21 protein-coding genes are annotated in these 20,282 nt (G+C 71.6%); 5 read left to right on the plus strand and 16 right to left on the minus strand.

The features are described from left to right. Window positions 1-13 precede the first annotated feature (13 nt). From CBQ26_RS05005 to CBQ26_RS05025, 5 genes are all read right to left on the minus strand, one after another. Entirely contained in the window at window positions 14-883 is an 870-nt protein-coding gene (locus tag CBQ26_RS05005) for a carbohydrate ABC transporter permease (RefSeq protein WP_229843984.1), read from the minus strand. After that, the gene (locus CBQ26_RS05010) at window positions 880-1,794 is read right to left on the minus strand and encodes a carbohydrate ABC transporter permease (RefSeq protein ID WP_088247442.1); all 915 of its coding nucleotides are present in this window, start codon (window positions 1,792-1,794) and stop codon (window positions 880-882) included. The genes CBQ26_RS05005 and CBQ26_RS05010 overlap by 4 nt, the downstream gene beginning before the upstream one ends. 135 nt (window positions 1,795-1,929) lie before the next feature. Then, window positions 1,930-3,198 carry an extracellular solute-binding protein gene (locus tag CBQ26_RS05015; protein WP_088247915.1) on the minus strand — a complete coding sequence of 423 codons (1,269 nt, stop codon included), beginning with the start codon at window positions 3,196-3,198 and terminating at the stop codon, window positions 1,930-1,932. Between the two features lie 67 nt (window positions 3,199-3,265). After that, on the minus strand, window positions 3,266-4,015 hold the full coding sequence (locus tag CBQ26_RS05020) for a DeoR/GlpR family DNA-binding transcription regulator (protein WP_088247916.1): 750 nt from the start codon (window positions 4,013-4,015) through the stop codon (window positions 3,266-3,268). Window positions 4,016-4,212: 197 nt separating this feature from the next. Continuing rightward, complete coding sequence (locus CBQ26_RS05025) at window positions 4,213-4,551, minus strand: FKBP-type peptidyl-prolyl cis-trans isomerase (RefSeq protein ID WP_055362289.1); 339 nt, start codon at window positions 4,549-4,551, stop codon at window positions 4,213-4,215. Between the two features lie 149 nt (window positions 4,552-4,700). On the opposite strand from CBQ26_RS05025, the gene lepB reads away from it, so the two are divergent. Both lepB and CBQ26_RS05035 read left to right on the plus strand, forming a co-directional pair. Further along, the gene (lepB, locus tag CBQ26_RS05030) at window positions 4,701-5,306 is read left to right on the plus strand and encodes a signal peptidase I (RefSeq protein ID WP_244897984.1); all 606 of its coding nucleotides are present in this window, start codon (window positions 4,701-4,703) and stop codon (window positions 5,304-5,306) included. Between the two features lie 80 nt (window positions 5,307-5,386). Then, a complete protein-coding gene (locus CBQ26_RS05035) occupies window positions 5,387-5,899 on the plus strand; it encodes a hypothetical protein (RefSeq protein WP_229843987.1) in 513 nt (170 codons plus the stop codon). Window positions 5,900-6,091: 192 nt separating this feature from the next. Here the strand turns inward: CBQ26_RS05035 and CBQ26_RS05040 are convergent, their stop codons facing one another. The 8 genes from CBQ26_RS05040 to recF all read right to left on the minus strand — a co-directional run bounded on the left by CBQ26_RS05040 (window position 6,092) and on the right by recF (window position 13,849). Beyond that, a complete protein-coding gene (locus tag CBQ26_RS05040) occupies window positions 6,092-7,990 on the minus strand; it encodes an ATP-binding protein (RefSeq protein WP_088247444.1) in 1,899 nt (632 codons plus the stop codon). Between the two features lie 9 nt (window positions 7,991-7,999). Next, entirely contained in the window at window positions 8,000-8,428 is a 429-nt protein-coding gene (locus CBQ26_RS22405) for a DUF3293 domain-containing protein (RefSeq protein WP_229843989.1), read from the minus strand. Between the two features lie 65 nt (window positions 8,429-8,493). Beyond that, window positions 8,494-8,865 (minus strand): hypothetical protein, encoded by a 372-nt coding sequence (locus CBQ26_RS22410; protein ID WP_172417888.1) that lies wholly within the window; start codon window positions 8,863-8,865, stop codon window positions 8,494-8,496. Then, window positions 8,862-9,956, minus strand: coding sequence for a tRNA pseudouridine(13) synthase TruD (truD, locus tag CBQ26_RS05050; protein ID WP_088247446.1), 1,095 nt, complete (start codon window positions 9,954-9,956; stop codon window positions 8,862-8,864). Before truD ends, CBQ26_RS22410 begins: the two co-directional genes overlap by 4 nt. Window positions 9,957-10,065: 109 nt before the next feature. Then, entirely contained in the window at window positions 10,066-10,833 is a 768-nt protein-coding gene (locus tag CBQ26_RS05055) for a hypothetical protein (protein WP_088247447.1), read from the minus strand. A 200-nt stretch (window positions 10,834-11,033) separates the two neighbouring features. Next, window positions 11,034-11,729 carry a MogA/MoaB family molybdenum cofactor biosynthesis protein gene (locus tag CBQ26_RS05060; protein WP_088247448.1) on the minus strand — a complete coding sequence of 232 codons (696 nt, stop codon included), beginning with the start codon at window positions 11,727-11,729 and terminating at the stop codon, window positions 11,034-11,036. A gap of 96 nt (window positions 11,730-11,825) precedes the next feature. After that, complete coding sequence (locus CBQ26_RS05065) at window positions 11,826-12,695, minus strand: DciA family protein (RefSeq protein WP_088247449.1); 870 nt, start codon at window positions 12,693-12,695, stop codon at window positions 11,826-11,828. Further along, the gene (gene recF, locus CBQ26_RS05070) at window positions 12,692-13,849 is read right to left on the minus strand and encodes a DNA replication/repair protein RecF (RefSeq protein WP_088247450.1); all 1,158 of its coding nucleotides are present in this window, start codon (window positions 13,847-13,849) and stop codon (window positions 12,692-12,694) included. Before recF ends, CBQ26_RS05065 begins: the two co-directional genes overlap by 4 nt. A 154-nt stretch (window positions 13,850-14,003) precedes the next feature. On the opposite strand from recF, the gene CBQ26_RS05075 reads away from it, so the two are divergent. The 3 genes from CBQ26_RS05075 to serA all read left to right on the plus strand — a co-directional run bounded on the left by CBQ26_RS05075 (window position 14,004) and on the right by serA (window position 16,778). Next, window positions 14,004-14,453, plus strand: a complete 450-nt coding sequence (locus CBQ26_RS05075; protein WP_172417922.1) for a PaaI family thioesterase — start codon at window positions 14,004-14,006, stop codon at window positions 14,451-14,453. 2 nt (window positions 14,454-14,455) lie between these two features. After that, window positions 14,456-15,076, plus strand: a complete 621-nt coding sequence (aat, locus tag CBQ26_RS05080; protein WP_088247451.1) for a leucyl/phenylalanyl-tRNA--protein transferase — start codon at window positions 14,456-14,458, stop codon at window positions 15,074-15,076. Window positions 15,077-15,161: 85 nt separating this feature from the next. Continuing rightward, window positions 15,162-16,778 carry a phosphoglycerate dehydrogenase gene (serA, locus tag CBQ26_RS05085; RefSeq protein WP_088247452.1) on the plus strand — a complete coding sequence of 539 codons (1,617 nt, stop codon included), beginning with the start codon at window positions 15,162-15,164 and terminating at the stop codon, window positions 16,776-16,778. A gap of 39 nt (window positions 16,779-16,817) precedes the next feature. Here the strand turns inward: serA and CBQ26_RS05090 are convergent, their stop codons facing one another. From CBQ26_RS05090 to CBQ26_RS05100, 3 genes are all read right to left on the minus strand, one after another. Continuing rightward, the gene (locus CBQ26_RS05090) at window positions 16,818-18,158 is read right to left on the minus strand and encodes an FAD-dependent oxidoreductase (protein ID WP_088247453.1); all 1,341 of its coding nucleotides are present in this window, start codon (window positions 18,156-18,158) and stop codon (window positions 16,818-16,820) included. Between the two features lie 153 nt (window positions 18,159-18,311). Then, a complete protein-coding gene (nudC, locus tag CBQ26_RS05095) occupies window positions 18,312-19,136 on the minus strand; it encodes an NAD(+) diphosphatase (protein ID WP_244897985.1) in 825 nt (274 codons plus the stop codon). Then, window positions 19,133-20,272 carry a vWA domain-containing protein gene (locus tag CBQ26_RS05100; protein ID WP_088247454.1) on the minus strand — a complete coding sequence of 380 codons (1,140 nt, stop codon included), beginning with the start codon at window positions 20,270-20,272 and terminating at the stop codon, window positions 19,133-19,135. Before CBQ26_RS05100 ends, nudC begins: the two co-directional genes overlap by 4 nt. Between the last annotated feature and the right edge of the window lie 10 nt (window positions 20,273-20,282).

The following is a 20,282-nucleotide window of genomic DNA, read 5'->3' on the forward strand; positions in this document are numbered from 1 at the left end:
CGCCCTCCGGGGGTCAGTCCTTGACGGCGCCGCCCGCGATGCCCGCCACGAAGTGCCGCTGCAACGCCAGGAACAGCATCAGGAACGGAATGGTGGCGATCGCCGTGCCCACCATGATCCCGCCCCACGACACGCGCGTCAGGCCGATCAGGGTGCCCAGCGCCACCGGCATGGTGTAACTGTCCTTGTTGGTCAGGACCAGCAGCGGCCACAGGTAATCGTTCCAGGACGCCAGGAACAGCAGGATCGCCAGCGCAGCCATGGCCGGCCGCACGACCGGCAGCGCGATCTGCCAGAAGGTGCGCCACTCGCTGGCCCCGTCGATCCGCGCGGCGTTCAGCAGGTCGGTCGGGACCGTCTGGAACGCCTGACGCATGTAGAAGATCCCGATGGTGTTCGCCAGGGTCGGCAGGATCACCGCCCAGTACGTGTTCGAGATCTGCATGTCGCGCGCCACCATGATGAACTGCGGAATGATCGTCACGAACGTCGGGATGGTCAGGGTCGCCAGGATCAGCCCGAACAGCCAGCCCTTGCCGGGAAAGTCGAACTTCGCGAACGCGTACCCGCCCATGGAGGTCAGCAGCATGCTGAACACCGTGTACAGCGACGCGATCACCACCGAGTTCAGCAGCGCCCGCAGGTAGTTCGTGTCGGCCTGAAGTCCCCGGAAGTTCTCCCCGAACGCCCCGCCGAACCACAGCGGCGGGTTCGCGCTGAAGATCGCGCTTTCCGGGTGCGTGCTGAACACCGCCATCATCCACAGCGGCGCCAGGAACAGCGCGGCCAGCGGAATCAGCGCCAGGTGCAGCCAGAAGGCCTTGATGCGGTTGCGGGCCTTCACGCCCGCCTTGTCCTTGGGTGCCTGCATGGCGGTCGTCATTCGTCCCTCCCGAACAGGCGCAGCTGCACCACGCTGAAGATCGCCGCGATGGCCGCGACCGTGTACGCGATCGCGCTGGCGTACCCGAAGTTGAAGGAGCGGAAGCCCTGCTGGTACAGGTACGTCCCGAGCGTCATGGTGGAGTTGCCGGGGCCGCTGTTCGTGATCAGCGCCGGTTCCGTGAACAGTTGCAGCGTGCCGATCACGCTGAGCACCAGACAGAACAGCAGGCTGGGGCGCAGCAGCGGCAGCGTGATCTTCCAGAACTGCTGCCAGGGCGTGGCGCCGTCGATGCTGGCCGCCTCGTACACGTCCTCGCTGATGCCCTGCAGGCCCGCAAGCAGGATGATGGCGTTGTAGCCGGTCCAGCGCCACGTCATGGCGAGGATCAGGACCGTCATGGCCGGCCCGGACTGGTTCAGCCAGTCCACGGCGGGCAGGCCCAGGCCGGTCAGGCCACGGTTGACCATGCCGAAGTCCGTGTTGAACAGCAGGCGGAACACCGCCGAGTACGCCACGGTCCCCACGACCAGCGGCGCGAAGAACGCGAACCGGAACCACCCGGCGGCCTTCAGGAGTTTGCTGTTCAGCGCCACGGCCAGCACCGTCGCCAGCGACAGCATCAGCGGCACCTGAATCACCAGGATCACCAGGGTGTTGCGCAGCGCCGTGCGGAAGAATTCGTCCTGCACGAGTCGAGACCAGTTCGCCAGTCCGAAGGGAGCGGTGTCACCCAGGCGCGAATCCTTGAAGCTCATCATGAAGGAACTGAGGATCGGCCACGCCCAGAACGTCAGGAAGATGATCAGGTAGGGCAGGATGAACAGGTAGGGGGCCTTGGGCGTGCGGGCCCACCATCCGGCTTTCCGGACGGGGTGCGGCCGGGCGGGTGGCTGCGGAACTGTGGTCATGGGTACCTCTGTGGAACGCGTGCGGGGCGGAAGGACGACCGCCGGAACGGGGGAGCGGGGCGGGGAGGACGGCGCCCATGGTGCGCGCCGCTCTTCCCGCCCCGTCTCATGTGCTCAACCGGTCAGACCGGGGATTTACTTGGCGACCGGCAGGCCGGTGGCGCTGGAGATCTTCTTGGCGGCGTCGTCCAGGGCCTCCTTGGCGGTCTTGTACTTGCCCTTGATGTAGTCGGCCTGCACCACGATCATGACCTGACGGGCGTCCTGGAAGTACTGGGTGCCGCGCGCCTGGGGCACGTCGCCCAGCGTGTCGAGGATGGTCTGCCAGACCTTCTGGTTGCCCCAGTACGGCTGCGCGACCTTCACGTAGGAGTCCTTGGTGGCCGACAGCAGGCTGGGCACCAGACCCTGGCTCTTGAGCATGGTCACCTGACCGTTGGTGGTGGCCAGGGCGTTTTCCATGAAGGCGTACGCGGCGGCCTTGTTCTTGCTGCTGGAGGGCAGGGCCAGGGCGCTGCCGCCCAGGTTCGCGGCGCGCACGCCGCCGGCCTTGTTGGCGGGCATGGGGTACACGCCCCACTTGCCCTTCTGGTCGGGGGCGTTCGTACGGATGGTGCCCTCGTACCACGCGCCGAACATGGCGCTGGCGCTGCGGCCCGCCTTGAAGGACGTGATCTGGCCGCCCCAGTCGCCGGTCGCGACGACCTGCGCGTCGTACAGTTTCTTGATGGTGGTCAGGGCGTCCACGCAGCCGGTCTTGTTGACCGTGACGCTGGTGCCGGCGTTGTCGAAGTAGAAGCAGTTGTTCTGGTTGGCGAGCATGCGGAACCACTCGTCGTCCTGGCCGTTGGCGACGACGCCCATCTTGACCTTGCCGTCGAACTTGGCGTTGACCTTCTTGCCGGCGGCGATGAAGTCGTCCCAGGTCTTGATGGCGTTGGCGTTCACGCCTGCCTGCTGGTACAGGTCACGGCGGTAGAAGATCACGACGGGGCCGGAATCCCAGGGCATCGCGAAGCGCTTGTTGCCGGCCATCAGTTCGGTCCACTTGAACGCCGGGAAGTTCTTGGCGAGCTTGTCGGCGCCCAGGGTGTTCAGGTCGGTGAAGCAGTTGGGGAAGCGCGCCCAGAACACTTCGGCCTCGTTGTTCTCGATGGAGTACACGTCGGGCATGTCGGCGCCGCCGGCCGCGCAGCCCGCCAGGCCACGGTCGTACACGTTCTGGTTGCCCAGGTCGACCACGTTGACCTTCACGTTGGGGTACTTCTTGTTGAAGCTGGGGATGGTGCTTTCGAGCGCCTTGGCGGCGGCGTCCCAGGACCAGACGGTCACGGTGCCGGACAGGCTCTGCGCGGAGGCGGCGGAGGCGAGGGCAAGGGCGGTCAGCAGTGCGAGTTTCTTCATGGGCATCCTCCGGGGATGGGTGGGAAGGGACAGGGTTGGGGTGAAGCTGGGGTGGGGCGGAAGAGCGTTACACGAGATGCAGTTCCGGGATGGCGCGGCGCAGTTCCGGGGGTGGAGCGGGACCGCTGCGGTCGCTGACGAGGGTGCTGATGCGGTCGGTGGGCGCGATCAGCGCGCGGCTGATCCGGCCGAGTTTGCTGTGGTCGGCAACGACCACGATCTCGCGGGACTGCTGCACCATCACGCGCTTGATCTCGGCTTCCTCGTGGTTGGCGTTCGTCACGCCGTGCTCGGCGTGCACGCCGTTGCAGCCCAGGAACAGCCGGTCGGCGTGAATGTGGCGCAGCACGTCCAGCGCGTAGGGACTGACCAGCGAGTGCTGCAGCGGGCGCAGGGTGCCGCCGGTCACGATGACGCGCACGCCGGGCAGCCGCTCGAGTTCCAGCGCGATGTTCAGGCCGTTCGTGACGACCGTCACGCCCTGCAGGGTGGGGGACACGGCGCGGGCGACCTCGGTGGTGGTGCTGCCCACGTCGATGAACACGGTCTCGCCGTCGCGGATCAGGGCGGCGGCGGCCCGCCCGATGCGGCGCTTGGCGGCGCTGTGCTCCAGCCGGGTCTCTTCCAGGGGCGATTCGCGGCGCACGTCGGTGGGCAGGCGGACGCTGCCACGGGTGCGGCGGACCTGCCCGGCGTCCGCGAGGACTTTCAGGTCACTGCGGACCGTCACCTCGGAAACACCCAGAATTTTCGAAAGTTCCGTAACCGGCAACTCGCCATGTTGTTTCACGAGCGAGACAATCTCGCTTCTGCGCACGTCGATCAAGGCAGCCCCCTGATGTACTGGATTTCGATACTTTCGAAGTTTACGGTTTCCTCATGCTCGCGTCAAGAGTCTGACCGGGCGTCGCACTCTGCGCATCCCGCTGCGCCCCCCGAACCCCGTTTTTTTCCAGGGACAGAACAACCCCCCGGCTCCTGCGAACCGGGGGGCATGAAATGCGTATCAGGCGATCAGCGGACGTCGACGAGTTCCACATCGAAGATCAGGGTCGCGCCGCCGGGAATCACGCCGGGCACGCCCGCCGCGCCGTAGCCCAGGCTGGCCGGAATGGTCAACTTGGCCTTGTCACCCACGTTCAGCTGCGCGATGCCCTGATCCCAGCCCTGAATCACGTAGCCCACGCCCAGCGGAAACTCGATCGGCTCGCCACGGTCACGGCTGGAATCGAACTTCTGCCCGTTCTCCAGCATGCCGGTGTAGTGCACGCGCACCATCTTGCCGGCCTGCGCCGGAGCGCCGTTGCCCTCAAAGTACTTCTCGACCTTCAATCCGTTGCCTTCAGCAGTCATGCGCGACAGGGTAACGGTTCCAGTACCCTTCCCGCCACCCAAACTGAAGTGACCATGAAGACACTGACCCGGCGGCCCCCACGCCAGCCCTCCCGCCGGCCCTCCCACGACCCGGAAGACAGCGGGCCGGAATGCTAGCCTCTGGGTCCGTGACGCCTGCCCCCCCCACCTCCCCCCAGCCGCCCGCCGCCCACCGCACGGACAGCGCGTGGCGGCGCTGGGTCCTGGGCGGCCTGCTGCCGGCCTACCTGATCACCACCTTCGGCGCGACCCTGGCCCGCGTGGACGGCGACTCCATGAACGACACCCTGCGCACCGGCGACGTCCTGGTGCTGCTGAAATACCCACGCTGGCTGCGCGCCTGGGGCTTGCCCGGCGCGTACCCGCGCCGGGGCGACCTGCTGATCTTCAAGGCGCCCCCCGACAGCGACTACGCCTTCAGCTCACGCCTGGGCCTGCGCTACCGCCCCTACAACGTCAAACGCATCCTGGGCCTGCCCGGCGACACGGTCGCCATCCGGGACGGACAGGTCATCCTGAACGGCCGCCCCCTGGCCGAAAGCTACGCCAGTGAGGGCTTCGTGGCCGACCAGCCGGCCCAGACCGTCCCGCCCGGCAAGGTCTGGGTGATGGGCGACAACCGCCGCCTGGGCGCCAGTCTGGACAGCCGCGCCTACGGCCCCGTCGATCTGCGCGACGCCGCTGGCCCCGCCGACCTGCGCCTGTGGCCCCGCCCCGGCCTCGTGGCCCGCTGACCGGCCCCTGACGCCCGACCCGGCATGACGTTCACACACGCCAACCGGGCCGCTCATGCACCGCTGATACGGTGCCCCTCATGAAGGTTCTCACCACTGCCCTCCTTGCCCTGACCCTCCCGGCCGTCGCCGCCGCGCAGACGCCCGTCACGCTCGTTCCCCTGAACGCCCCAGAACTCCCCTTCAGCGTCAGCATGCCCAAAGGCTGGCTGGGCGTGAACTTCGAAGACGGCGCGCTCGGCGTGAGCGCCGTGTCCGCCAAGGCCCCCCCCGCCACCCTGATCCGCCTGCTGTACGCCGCGAAAACCGGCACCCCCGCCGCCGCCAGCGAATTCCAGAAATTCGAACAGGGTGTGAAAAGCACCGGCGCCAGCCTCAAGCAGACCGCCAGCCGCACCGTCGGCTACGGCGGCGTGCAGGGCGTCGAACGCACCTACGCCCTCACGCACGCCAAAGGCAAACTGAGCATGCGCGTCTGGTACGGCATCGGCGCCAGAAACCTGTACTCCTTCCAGCTGACCGACACCCCCCAACGCTTCACGGCCGCCAGCGCCACCTTCAGCAGAGTCCTGGCGACCGTCAAATTCCGCTGAGCTGAAGGCCCACAGACAGACCCGGAGTGAATGGTGTCGGCAGCCCGTTCACTCCGGGTCTGCCTCATCCGGACTGCCGTCTGTTTCGCCAACAATCCGGAACCCGTTTTTCTCCCACTCTGCGGAGCAGCTCTACGAGTCGCATCCGCTCGGACCCAACGGGCTGTACAGCCCGTTCAATCGGAGTCCGTATCAGACGAGCAGTTCGTACGCCGCGTCGCGGGTGCCGCTGCCCAGTTTGCGCAGCAGGCCGTCCTGCACCAGGCGGCGCAGCGTGCGCCACGCCTGCTGGGTGGTCAGGCCGCAGGCCTCGCGCAGGTCCACGTTCCGCACGCGGCCCCGCTCGCGGGCCAGGGCCAGCGCGATGGCGCGCACCTCGGCGGCGCTGGGGCCAGACTCGTCACGCGGAACGCGGGCCGCGCGTTTCGGGCGCCCGGCAGCCTCCGGGGGTGGGGGAGACGTGACCGGCGCCGGCCGGGCACCGCCGACGGTGCCTGCCGGTTCCTGCTGCGCCAATCCCTGCTGCGCCAATCCCTGCTGCGCCAATCCCTGAGGCGCCGACCCCGGATGGGCCGATCCCTGAAGGGCCGGTGGCGGGGTGGTCGGCGCCACCGCCTGCACGGGCACAACCGCCTCCGGCAGCGGCTGGGCGGCCGGCACGACCCGTTCGCGGCCCAGGGCGCGGCGCACCTCGTCGCTCAGGACATACGCGATGCCGCGTCCCACGCCCGCCTTCACGATCAGGCCGTGATCCTCCATGCCCCGCAGCAGCCGGGGCGTGCGGTCCTCAGGCAGTTGCAGCGCGCGGGCCAGGACGGCGCGGGTCGCCTCGCCCTCGCGGGCCAGCAGGCTCAGGACGATCAGCACGTCCAGCGACAGCGTCTGCATGTCCTCCTGCTTGCGCGCCACGAAGCGCACGAATTCCGCGTCGAAGCCCGGCGAGTGCAGCGCCAGCGTCACGGAATCCGGGTACGTCGTGAATTCCGGCGGTTCCTTGCCGTGCCGCAGCATCAGGGAGTACATCTTGTCCACGCCCACCCCGGCCCGCTCGACCAGTCCCAGGCGGGCCAGGACCTCGGCCAGCAGCGGGTTGCGGCGCTTGGGCTGGTGGCGCAGGATGTTGCCCGGCGTGATCCCGCCCGGCAGTCCGCCGGGGTTCATGATCTCCAGCCGGTCCGGGAAGTGATGCACATGCACCGCGTCCCGCAGGCGGTAATCGCGGTGCGTCAGGGCGTTCAGCAGCGCCTCGCGGTACACCGCCTCGTCCTGATCCCACACCTCGATGCGGAACAGGCCCACCTGCACCGGCGTGAACCGGTTCCTGGCCTGAATCAGTTCCGCCAGCCGGGTCAGCAGCGCCGGGATGGGCCGCAGCAGGTCCTCGCGGAACTGGAATTCCACGTCCGGCGTGTGGTGATGGTAGAAGCACACCTCGGCCTGCGGGACGTGCGCCCGCAGCGCCGCCGGGGTGCCGGCCAGCAGGATCGCGGCCAGGGTGGGCCGCAGCGCCCCGCCGCTCGGAACGAGCAGGCCCAGCTCCTGAAGGAAATCCAGGTCCGGCAGGTTCGACGCGTTCGCCCGGCGCCCCAGCCCACGCAACCGCGCGACCTCGGCCGGGTCCAGGTCCGCCAGGGACGCGTCCGGCGGGACGACCGCCGTGAAGTCCTGGTCCGCCACCGGTTCCGCCTCGCCGGGCGTGACCGGCACGAGGTGCGCGCCGTCCCAGGCGATCACCGACCCGTCCGGCGCGGCCAGCACGTACGGCGCCTGCGGCACGAATACCGCCAGCACCCGCGCCCCGCCCGGCAGCCGGTGGTGCTGCACGTTCACCGTCAGGCGACCGCCGGACAACTCGAAGATCGCGTGCGTGACCATCAGCGGGTGCAGTTCTCCCGCGTCGCGCACCGTGCCGGGCGGCAGGTCCAGCACGTCCACGCCCACCAGCACCGTCCCGCCGCGCGCGTTCGCCAGCCCCACGGCGTAGCGGGCCAGTTCCTCGGGAGAGACGTTCAGCGGCAGGTGAATGCACGTCGGCCCGGCCGGAGGCAGCACCCCCAGCGGCGAAATGGCGTCAGCAGCGTCCAGCGTCACAATCGGCCACTATACATCGCCCGGCCCGGCCGGGGTTCCCGCGACCGCACCTTTCCCGGCCGGGCGCAGCCACCAGCGTTCCGCGCGCACGCCCCCCACCCCGGACGCCGGCAGCCACACCAGGGCCGCCCGCGCGCCACTGCCCCACAGGACCGCTGCCTGCCCGAACGCCCCGCCCAGCGCCGCCACGTCCCGCAGCGAGATCCCGGTCAGGATCAGGGTCGGTTCCTGCCAGTCGCCGTCACCGTTCACGCCGTCCAGGGAGGACCAGCGCGCCGCCGCGACCCGCAGCCGCGCCTGCGCCGCCCGGTTCGCCGCGCGGTCCTGCGCCTGCCCGGCCGGATTCCACGCGGTCACGACCCCCCAGCGGGCCGCGGCCCAGGCGGGTCTGAAGCCGGGCAGCCGCTCCGCGCCCAGCGTCACGCGCTGCGCCGCCACGCCGTAGTGGGACGCCAGGAACGCCGCGCGCAGCCCTTCCGCGGGCCGACCGGCACCGGTCGGGTTCAGTGGGTGACGGTGGCGCTCAGGTTCACGATCTGCGCGTTGCGGTAACGCAGCACCAGACTGACCTTCTGCCCGGCCCGGAACGTGCCGCCCAGCACCACGCGGTACCCGGTCGAGGCGTTCAGGGTCAGCGTTCCGGGCACCGGCACCGCCGGCACGACCTGACAGCTCGGGGCGCAGCGCATCAGCCGGGCGCGGCCCACGCTGCTCCAGACGCCCGTCAGCTCGTCGGATTTCGGGACGATCAGCGTCCCGGTCAGCAGCGCCCCTCCCTGGGTGGGCTTGAGGATCAGGGTCCGCGAGGTCGCGGCCTGCGCCGGTCCGGTCAGCAGCAGGGCGGCCGCCCCGCACAGCAGTGGCCATCGTTTCACTCGGTGTCCTCCAGTGCGCCGTCCTCGCCGGACCCGTCGTCCGGGGTGTCCGGCGCGTCCACGTCGGTCTTCATGATCTCGCGCAGCACGCTGGTCGCGAAACTGCCGCGCGGCAGCGTGAAGGCGGCCGTGAACCCGTCGTCCTGCGGGGTCACGCTCACGTCCTCCGGGAACACCCGCGTCAGGCGGCGGTCGCCCTTGCGCGACGAGAACATCCCGGCCGACAGGCCCAGCGCCGCCAGCGCCTCCTGCTCCAGCTCCCCGGCGTCCAGTGTCAGGGGTTTGACCTTCTTGCCGAACAGCGTGCCGGTCGCGCTGACCTCGCCCCGCAGCGCGCGCGGCGTCTCCTGCGCGGCGTCCTCCACCTGAAACACGCCGCCCGTGTCGTGCTTCTTGGCCATGTCCCCGGCCAGCAGTCCGTCGAACACGCCGCGTTCCAGGCGCAGGTTCACGAAGCCGTTGAACACCACGCTCTGGAGCGCCGTCGTCAGGAACCGCCGCACGCGCGGATCGCGCACCCGCGACTCGCCCCGCACGACCCGCAGGCCCTCCTCGGCGTTCAGGCCGCCCAGTCCGAACCGCTGCGGTCCGAAGTAGTTCGGCACGCCCCGCGCCGCCAGCAGTTCCAGGGTGTGCCGCGCGGCGTCCGCCTGACCGGCCGCGCCGCGCACCCGCACCACGAACCGGTTGGCGCGCAGGTGCCCCATGCCCAGCTTGTTCGTGTGCCGGGTCACCTGCAACACCCGCACGCCGTCGAGCGCGAAGGCCGGCAGGCGACCCTCGACCTTGCCCGGCAGGCTGATCCACTGCGTGGTCACGGCGTGCCGGTCCTTCAGGCCAGCCACGCCGATGTCCCGGTCGCGCACGCCGATCTGCCCGCCCAGTTCCCTCAGGACGTGCGCGGTCGTGTGACCGGTCTTCTCGAACTGCACGAACAGGTGCTCGCCCTCACCGGACGGCAGGTACAGAGGCACTTCCTCCACACGGAAATCGCCGGGTTCCTGGCGGAGCACTCCGCCGGTTCCCGGCCCTTCTGTCAGGGCGCGCAGCGCCGACCAGTCAAACACCAGACTCACGATGAAGCCCACCATACCCCGAGTTTTCCGTGCCGGAGTGAAAAAACCCGCAAAAGCGTGAACGGCCCTTCATGAGCCGGGCGGCCCACCGACCCGGCCGGCGGCCGCCCCGCACCCGCCCGGATCAGTTCAGGACGCGGCTCTCGGCGCGGGCCGGGGGAGTCCAGTCCGCGCGGAACAGGTGGGCCTCGTCGGCCCGCAGCGGCGCGTACCAGACCCGCACCCCGCTGTCCTGCGCCGTGACCGGCAGCAGCGCCTCCTGCCCGGACCGCAGTTCCAGCAGCGGCGTGCCGCCCGGCCCGCGCACCCGGTACCACGCGTTCAGGCCCGCCGGGGACCACCCGGCCAGCCGCAACGCCCGGCCCGACACGTTCTTCAGGTACGCGCCCTGCTCGGTCACCGTGACGCTCAGGTCCGGCCACTCGGGCGTGACCGTGCGGTTCCAGCGCACCTGGAAGCCCAGCGGCGCGCGCCGGTGCAGCGGCGGGGTCAGCAGCGCCCCCAGCAGCCCCGCCGCGCCCGCCAGCAGCAGCGAGGCGGCCAGCGGCAGCAGCGCCCCCTGCCCGGCGACCGGGGCCGGGGGCAGCGCCGTCAGCAGCCCGGCGCCCAGCACCACGCCCACCAGCGGCCACCCGGCCTGCGCCCAGCGGCCCGGCAGCTCTGCCGGGGCCGGCACGAACGCGGCGGGCGCGAACTCCGAGAGCAGCAGCAGCGCCGCGCCCACCCCGAACAGCGCCGGCAGGTCCAGCAGCGGCGCCAGCAGCAGCAGCGCCAGCCCCGGCACCCCCCACCACGCCTGCGCGGGCCGCAACGACAGCCGCGCCGCGCGCCCCACCCGCGCCAGCCAGTACACGGCGATCAGCGCCAGCGCCAGCAGCAGCGGCCCGCTCACAGGCCCCCCGTCCGGCTCATACGGACTCCGATTGAATGGGCTGCACAGCCCGTTCAATCCGAGCGGATGTGAGAAGGAGAGAAACGGGTTCCGGACGTGGAGCCGGCAATGCGGTGAAGTTCCGGATTGTTGGCGAAACACACGGAATCCGTATCAGGTGCGCCACGGACGCCCACCCTGCCCGGTCACGGCCGGTCGGATCACTGCGGCCCCTTGCGGTGACGGCCCAGGCCCGCCGCGACCCCACCACCCGCGCCGGGCTGCGGGACCGGCAGCGGCGCCGGCGCGTCCGGAGCGACCGGCGCGGGCGGGGCGCTCAGGACGCCCGGCTGCCCGTGCCGCGTGACCTCGAAGGCCAGATGTCCGATCTCGTCGCGCAGGATGCCCTCCCAGGCGGTCTTGACGGCGTTCAGGCTGCCGGGCATGGCGAACACCACCGCGCCGCGCACCAGTCCCCCCACCGCGCGCGACAGCATGGCCGCCCCGCCCACCTGCTGGTACGACAGCATCCGGAACAGCTCCCCGAACCCCGGAATGGGCTTGGTGATCAGGGACTCCACGACCGGCACCGTCACGTCCCGCCCCGTGATGCCGGTCCCGCCGCTCGACAGCACCACCGTCGCCTCGCGCGCGAACGCCACGAGCGCCGAACGGATCTCGACCGCGTCGTCCCGCACCACCCGGTACGCGACCACCTCGTGCCCCCCTGCGCGCAGTTCGCCCAGCAGGTACTGCCCGCTCGTGTCGGTGTCCGGGGTGCGCGTGTCGCTGACCGTGAGGACCGCCACCCGCACCGACTGCGCGCCCGCCGCGCGGTGCGCGTCACTGGACGCCGCCCCGCCCGGCGTCGGCGAGGGCTCGGAGGCAGGGGGCGCAGCTTTACTCAGGTCGGTCATGCCGTCACGATACCCCGCTCCCGGCGCGTGAATGAGGGCAGATTCACGCATCCACCCGGTCGGGGGCGGGCGTGACCCCACGCCACCGGCAGGCGTTCAGCGCCCGGCGTTCAGGACGCTGCGGGCGCTGTCCGGCAGCACCGAGCGGTCGGAGGGCCGCAGCTGCGCCCGCGTGCGCCCCAGCGTGAGCGCCATGAACACGTCCGCCTGCTGCGCCAGGAACTCGCGGTAGCCGTCCTCGTGACCGCTGCGCACGCACTCCAGGGCCAGCAGGTCCAGCTGCCCCTCCAGTTGCCGCAGCGCCAGGAAACGCGCCGCGCCCGCCCCGCTGTCCCCCAGCGTCGCGCCCAGGTCCGGCAGTCTCTCCGGCCAGCGTTGCAGCAGCCGGGCGGCGCGGCGCACGTTCGGGTCCTCCAGCGTCAGGGCGCAGGCCCGGCACGGCTGCTCGCGGCTGGCCTCGCCGCACACCGGGCAGGGCCGCCAGCCCTGTTCCTCGCGCCAGCGCCGCGCCCGCGTGACCGCCTCGGCCGCCCGCAGCGCCGCGCCGCGCAGGTCCGGGCTGCGTTCGCTCTGCACGCCCTCGACCAGCTGCCGCGCCCGCGCGCGGTCCGGGGCGGGCAGCGGCGCGGGCGGGGGCGCCGTGACCGGCTCGCGCACCGACCCCACGCTGAAGCGGATCTCGCTGACCGGCTGGTCGGGCATCAGGGCGTTCAGGGCCTTCAGGAAGTGGTGACGCTGCATGCTCAGGTGGTGCGCGGTGGCGCTGTCGCGGACCTCCACGAACAGCGTCCCGCCCTGCTGCGTGCGCGGCCGGGTCAGGCGCGCGATCTCCGGCCCGACCGCCTGCGGCCACAGCAGGATGGACCGCGCCCGCTCGATCCCCCGCGCGATGCGGGCCGTGCCCAGCGTGGCGCCCATCAGTTCCCCCAGGGCGCGCGGGCCGCCCAGGCGTCGGCCGCGCGTCAAGCGCCCACCCCCGCCACCGGGGGCAGCTCTGTTTCCACCGCCGTTCCGTCCCCTGCCGTCGCCCCGTCCTCCACTGACAACCCGTCCTGCACGGCCGACCCGTCCTGTACTGCCGACCCGTCCGGCGTGAACCGCCCGGACTGCGCCCGCAGCGTCAGCGCCGCGCCGGGAGCGCGTTCCGTGCCGGTCACGATGGCCTGCGGCACGCTGGCCGCCAGTTCCAGCAGGAACGACCGGCGCACCGGGTCCAGTTCCGCCGAGAAATCGTCGATCAGCAGCACCGGCCGCTCCCCGAAGCGTTCGGCCAGCAGTTCCAGTTCCGCGCGGCGCAGCGCCAGCGCCACCGTGCGCCCCTCGCCGCGACTGGCGTACTCGCTGGCCGGGAAGTCCCCCAGGGTCAGCAGCAGGTCGTCGCGGTGCGGACCGGTGACGGTGCTGCCCCGCGCGAGTTCCTCGGCGCGGCGGGCCGCGAGGTCCTGCGCGTACGATTCGGGCGTCGTGGATTCCGTCAGGGTCAGCGTCAGGGGTTTGCGGCTGCCCAGCGCGGCGTTCGCCTCGGCCGCCAGTTCGTTCAGGCGCACCAGCGCGCGGCGGCGGAACAGCATGATCTCGCTGCCCAGACGCACCAGCGACTCGTCCCAGACGTGCATGGCCCATTCCTCGCCGCCACGCAGGGCCGCGTTCCGCTGCGACACCGTGCGGTCGTAGCGCGACAGCTGCTCGGCGTAGCGGGCGCTCAGGCGCGACAGCAGCGAATCCAGAAACGCCCGCCGCCCGGACGGCGACCCGAACACCATCTCGCTGTCCTCCGGGCGGATCCACACGGCGCTGCCGCGCGGCAGGTCCCCGGTGCGCACCCGCACGCCGTCCAGTTTCAGCTGCCGCCGCCCGCGCCCCAGTCCGACCTCCTGCACGCTCAGGCTGCCGCCGCTTTCCAGGTCGGCGCGCACGTACGCCTCGGTCTCGCCCTGCTGCACGAGCTGTTCCAGGCGGGTCACGTCGGTCAGGCCGGTCAGCGCCAGGTACGCCGCTTCCAGCAGGTTCGTCTTGCCGGCGCCGTTCTCGCCGAACACGCCGGTCACGCCCGCCGGAAACGCCAGCGTGAACGGCGCGAGGTTCCGGTAGTTCAGGGTGGACAGCGAGTCGAGACGCACCCCCGCATTCTAGAGCGCCGCCGCCCACGCACAGGGACAGGGGTCACAGGGTGAGGCGCGCAGGCTGAGGGTGACAGGTCCGAGGCTGGCAGGGTCGGGGGAGCGCCGCCGGGGCGACGGGGCGCGTGCCGGCCCGCACGGTACGCTGGCAGGCATGAGCGCCCCCACCTTCACCGAGTCGCCCACCCCGGACGCCCTGACCGCCTTCGGGGCCGGCCGCCTGCCGGGCCTGATCGGCATCCGCTTCACGCACGCCGAGGCGGGCCTGCTGCGCAGCGAACTGACCGTCCGCCCCGAACTGCTCGCCCCGAACGGCTTCCTGCACGCCGCGAGCGTCGTCGCGCTGGCCGACACCACCTGCGGCTACGGCACCCGCATGCTGCTGCCGCCCGGCGCCAGCGGCTTTACCACCATCGAACTCAAGAGCAACCACCTGGGCACCGCCCGCGAGGGCACCGTCCGCTGCGAGGCCCGCAAGGTCCACGCCGGCCGCACCACGCAGGTCTGGGACGCCGAGGTGACCGGCCCGGACGGCCACCTGATGGCCCTGTTCCGCTGCACGCAGGCCGTCCTGTACCCGAAACCCACCCCGGCCGGAGACTGACCTTGCCGCCCGCCCGCACCTTCCTGAATCACCCGGACCCCCTGACCCGCGAGGTCGCCCGCCACTACGCCTCGGGCGCGTTCCTGATGGACAACGGCGACGGCCTGATGTGGTACTCCGTCGAGAACCGCGCCGTCGTGCCGCTCACGGAACGCGACGGCCTGCACGTCGCCCGCCGCCTGCGCCGCGACCTGAAGCACTTCGAGCCGCGCGTGGACACCGCCTTCGCGCAGGTCGTCGCCGGCTGCCGGGGCGAACTGCCGGGCAGCGCGCCCCGCGACGGCGAGTGGATCAGCGACGAACTCGCCGCCCTGTACACCCACCTGCACGCGCAGGGACTGGCGCACTCCTTCGAGGTCTGGCGCGGCGGCGAACTGGCGGGCGGCGTGCTGGGCCTCGCGCTGGGCGGCGCGTTCATCGCCGAGAGCAAATTCCACCGCGTCACGAACGCCAGTAAGGCCGCCCTGATTCTCCTGGCCGCGCACCTGCACGCCCGAGGCTTCACGCTGCTGGACGCCCAGATCCAGAACCCGCACCTGGAGACGCTGGGCGTGCGCGAGATCGACAGCAGCACCTACGGCGAGCGGCTCGGCGCGGCCCTGCCGCTCGACGTCCGGCTGTAACCAGTCCTGCCCCGCAGAGGCTCCCGGCGCCCTTCCCCCTAGCCAAATCCTGCCCCTTCCCGCGCCGGGCGCTTACCCTCTGTGCATGACCGCACCCGCGCCCACCCCCGAACAGGCCGCCCTCCTGCGCGTCCTGATCTGCGACGAGATGAACCCCGGCAACCTGGAGCACGCCGGGTTCCAGATCGACTACCAGGGCAACATGGACCGCGCCGAGACGCTGCGCCGCCTGCCCGAGTACGACGCCCTGATCACCCGCAGCCGCACCAAGGTCGACCGGGAACTGATCGACGCGGCCGGCCCCCGCCTGAAAGTCATCGGGCGCGGCGGCGTGGGCGTGGACAACATCGACCTCGACTACGCCAGCCTGCGCGGCCTGCTGGTGCTGAACGCCCCGGAAAGCAACAACGTCTCGGCCGCCGAACTGGCCGTCATGCACCTGATGGCCGCCGCGCGCGGCCTGACCCGTAGCGACAGCCTGACCCGCGCCGGACAGTGGGACCGTAAGTACCTGGGCCTGGAACTCAAGGACAAGACCCTGGGCATCGTCGGGCTGGGCCGCATCGGCAGCATCGTCGCGGACCGCGCCCAGGGCCTGCGCATGAACGTCGTCGCCTTCGACCCCTACGTGCCGGACAGCAAGTTCGAGCGGCTGGGCGTCACGCGCGCCGCCACCCTGGACGAGCTGCTGGCTCAGGTGGACGCCATCACCGTGCATACCCCCCTGACCGACGAGACGCGCGGCATGATCGGCGCCGAGCAGCTCGCCCGCCTGAAGAAGGGTGCGGTCGCCGTGAACGCCGCGCGCGGCGGCATCATCGACGAACAGGCCCTCGTGGACGCCCTGCACAGCGGCCACCTGTTCGCCGCCGGGGTGGACGTGTTCGTGGACGAACCCCCCACCCCGGACCACCCCTTCCTGGGCGCCCCGAACCTGGGCATCACCGCGCACCTGGGCGCCAACACCTTCGAGGCGCAGGAACGCGTGGGCGCCGAGATCGTCTCCCGCGTCCTCGACGCCCTGCACGGCGACGTCAGCAAGGGCGCCGTGAACGCCCCCGCCCTGGACGCCAAGACCATGGAAGCTCTGGGCGGCTACCTGAAACTCGGCGACAAGCTGGGCCGCGTCCTGTCGCAACTGCTGCCCGGCGCGCACGACGTGGAAGTCACCTTCCGCGGCGAGTTCCCCGCCGACCCCGCCCCGGTCGTCACGAGCGTCCTGGTCGGCTACCTGAGCGGCAGCACCGACGAGACGCCGAACATGATCAACGCCCGCGCCCTGGCCCGCGAACGCGGCGTGAACATCGCCATCCGCGAGGAAGGCGACAGCCCCGACTACCAGACCGAGGTCATCGTGAAGGTCACGGGCGGCGACGGCCACAAGGAACGCACCCGCACCGTCGGCGGCACCGTCTTCGGCCGCAGCCCCCGCCTGACCCGCCTGCGGGACTTCCGCGTGGAACTCGAACCCGACGGGTACATCCTGATCGCCAGCAACCAGGACAAACCCGGCGCGGTCGCCAAACTCAGCACCCTGCTCGGCAGCTGGGGCGTGAACATCGCCGGGATGGCCCTCGGCCGCGCCGAGAAGGGCGGACAGGCGCTGTTCACCCTGACCCTCGACGACGCCCTGACGCCGGGGCAGCTCGCGCAGGTCCGCGAACTCGACGTGATCGACAGCGCCTACCTCGTCCGCGCGTAGAGCCCGTACCGCCCGCCCCACGCACGGGGCGGGCGTTGTTCAGATCATCCGGTGCAGGCGGTCGGCAGCCACCAGCAGCACGTCCCACACGCCGCTGAACGGCGGGGCGTACGCGAGGTCCGCGTCGAACAGGTCCTGCGCGGTGCCCCGCCGCCCCAGCAGGGCCGCGACGACATCCACCCGCTTGACGCTCAGGTGGTTGTGGCCGATCAGCTGCGCGCCCAGCAGCCGCCCGCTGCCACGCTCGCCGGTCAGGCGCACGTGAATGGGCCGGGAACTGCCGTGGTAGCCGGCGTGGTCGGTGCTGGTCACGTCCACGCTCACGGCGTTCAGGTCCAGTTCCTCCGCCTCGGTCTGCGTCAGGCCGGTGCGGGCCACGCCCAGCTCGAACGTCCTGAAGATGCCGGTCCCGACCACGCCGGGAAAGCGGGCGTTCCCGCCAGCCATGTTCACGCCCGCCACGCGGCCCATGCGGTTGGCGGGCAGCCCCAGCGGAATGTGGACGCGGCGGCGCGTGACCCGGTGCAGACTCTCGGTGTTGTCCCCGGCCGAGTACACGCCCGGCACGTTCGTCTCCTGCCGGGCGTTCACGGCGACCGCGCCGGTCTTCCCGAGCCGCACCCCCGCCGCCCGCGCGAGCTCCACGTTCGGTTTCACGCCCACCGCCACCACGACCAGATCGGCCCGGACCAGCCCGGCGTCCGTCTGCACGCCCGTCACCCGCCCCCGGCCCGTCAGGCCCTGCACCGTCACGCCGCAGCGGACATCCACCCCGCCGCGCTCCAGTTCCCCGCGCACCTGCACCTGCAACTGCGGGTCCAGCATCCGGCCCGCCACCTCCGGCCCCTTTTCCAGCAGGACCACGCTCAGGCCCCGCGCGCGCAGTGCCTCGGCCAGCTCCAGCCCGATGTACCCGCCGCCCACGACGCACGCCCGCCGGGCGCCGCGTACGCTCGCCTCCAGCGCCTCGCCGTCCGGGATGTCCCGCAGGACATGCACGCCCTCCAGGTCCGTGCGCGCCCAGTCGGGCCGGACGGGGGAGACCCCGGTCGCCAGCAGCAGCCGGTCGAACGGTTCGGTCGTCGTGCGCCCCGACGCCCGGTCCAGCACCGTGACCGTTCCGGCCCGCGCGTCCACGCCGGTCACCTCGTGCCGCACCCGCACGCCGATTCCGCGCGCCCGCATCTGCTCCGGCGTGCGCGCCACCAGATCCCCGAACGAGTCGACCTCACCGCCGATCACGTACGGCAACCCGCACGCACCGTAACTCACGTACTCTCCCCGCTCGAACACCACGACCCGCGCGTCCGGACTGAACCGCTGCGCGCGACTCGCCGCGCTCATGCCGGCCGCCACGCCACCCACCACCACGATCCTCATGCCCGCAGCGTAGCCGCGCGGCCGCCGCCCGGCCTACCGGCGGCCTTCATGAGGGCCACCGAGCCGCCGTGCAGGACCACCGGGCAGGACCACCGGGCAGAGCAACGGGAGAGAGTCGTCGGGAAGATGCCGTCAGCCCCGGAAACCCTGCGTTCAGGGCTTCAGGGCGTCCTGCGCGGCCTGGTCGATCAGGGCGCGGGCGATGCTGAAGCGGGGCGGGAGAGTGGGCAGGTCCGTGACCGGGAAGAAGCGGGCGTCCTCGATCTCGCCGGGTTGCGGGGTGATCTCGCCGGCCCTGTAGCGGGCCATGAAGCCGATCATCAGGGAGTGCGGGAACGGCCACGGCTGACTGAAGGCGTAGCGCAGGTCCGTGATGGTCACGCCGAGTTCCTCGCTGATCTCGCGGTGCGCGGCGGCCTCCAGCGTCTCGCTGGGTTCCACGAAGCCGGCGACGGCGGAGTACATGCCGGGCGGGAAGTTCGGGCCGCGCGCCAGCAGCAGTTCGGTGTCCGGCCCGTGCCCGCGCGTGATGAGGACCATCGCGACCGGCGCGACCCTGGGGTACGCGGTCAGGCCGCAGTTCGGGCAGACGCGGGAGCGTTCGTGCGCGCTGTCCTGCATCGGGGTGGCGCAGCGGCCGCAGTAGCGGTGCGTGCGGTGAAAGTCCAGGATCTGCGAGGCGTACCCGGCCACGCCCATCAGCGTGTCGCCCAGCGTCCCGAACGCCGAGCGGACCGGGACGCTCACGTACCCGCCGGGCAGGTCGCCGTCCAGCGCCGCCGTGAACATGCTCTGGCCGTCCAGGCTACCCAGGCCGCTCATGTCGGTCACGGGCAGCGGCGCGGCGGGGCCGGTCGGCAGGTCCTGCTGTGCGGTCAGGATCAGGCAGTGACCGTCGAACACGAACCACACGCTGTCCGGGCCGGGCGTGGCGTGCGGGTCACGCTGGAAGGCGTCCGGGAGGCTGGTGGCGTTCACCCGTGTTCCTCCAGTCGCAGCACGTCCCCGAACGGGAAGCCCCCGTCCTCCAGGCCGCCGGGCGGCACCACCCACAGCGTCGGCACGCGCGGCGCCTGCTCGGGGAAGTCGCCGTACCCGTCGGTCAGATAGATCAGCACGTCCGGTTCGTGCGCGTCCAGCAGCGCGAAGATCGGGCGGAAGTCCGTCCCGCCGCCACCCTGCGGTGGGGGGATCTCGCCGCCGGGCGACAGGGCGTGCGGGCCGTACGCCTCGGTGTCCGCGTAGTAGAGGGTCGCGCGCACGTGCGGGTACGCGCCCAGCACGCCCTGCACCTCGCCCACCAGCGCGCGCACCGCGTCGTCGTCCACGCTGCCGGAGGTGTCCACGGCGATCAGGGCGTTCAGGGACTCGTCGTCCAGCGCCTCCAGGTACAGACCGCGCCCCACGAACCGCCGGTCGAAGCCGCCGAAATCCACCGGGGTGCGCGCCAGGAACCGCCACAGCTGCGCGCGCCAGTCCAGTCGCGCCGGGGCCAGCCGCATCAGTTCGCGGTGCAGGCCCAGCGGGTCGTCGCCCTTCCCGCCGCTCATGGCGTCCACGCTGCGCGCCTGCGCCAGCGCCTGCTGCCACTGCCGCGCCACGTTCTGGGACGGCTGCCCGTTCCGTGGGGGAACGTCACCGGGCGGGCCGTCCAGCAGGTCATCACCGTCCTCGCCGTCCCCGTCCGGTTCGCCGTCCAGGGCGGTGTATACCTCCTCGACACTCAGTTTCTCCAGGTGCTCGTCCCGCGCGGCCCCGGCGCGGCTGGGCGGCGTGGGCAGCCCGGCCGCCGTGACCATGCCGTTCACGATCAGGTCCGCCGAACGGTTCCAGCGTTTCTTCTCACGCGGCCCGCGCCTCTGCACGTGCGACAGCGCCGCGTGCAGCACCTCATGCAGCAGCAGGCCGTCCAGCACGTCCGGCGCCAGCCCGGCCGCCACCTCCGGATTTACGTACACCCGCTCCCCGTCCGTCCCGGCCGCCGCCACCTCCCGCGACGGCACGAACTCCGCGTGCAACAGCAACGTCGCGAAAAACGCCGACTTGCCCCGCAGCCGCAACCGGGAGCCGGAGATCAGACGCTGGAATTCAGGCGTGACGGGAACGGGAGTCATGGGGCTCCCG

The sequence above is a fragment of the Deinococcus indicus genome (genome assembly GCF_002198095.1).
GTDB lineage: Bacteria > Deinococcota > Deinococci > Deinococcales > Deinococcaceae > Deinococcus > Deinococcus caeni.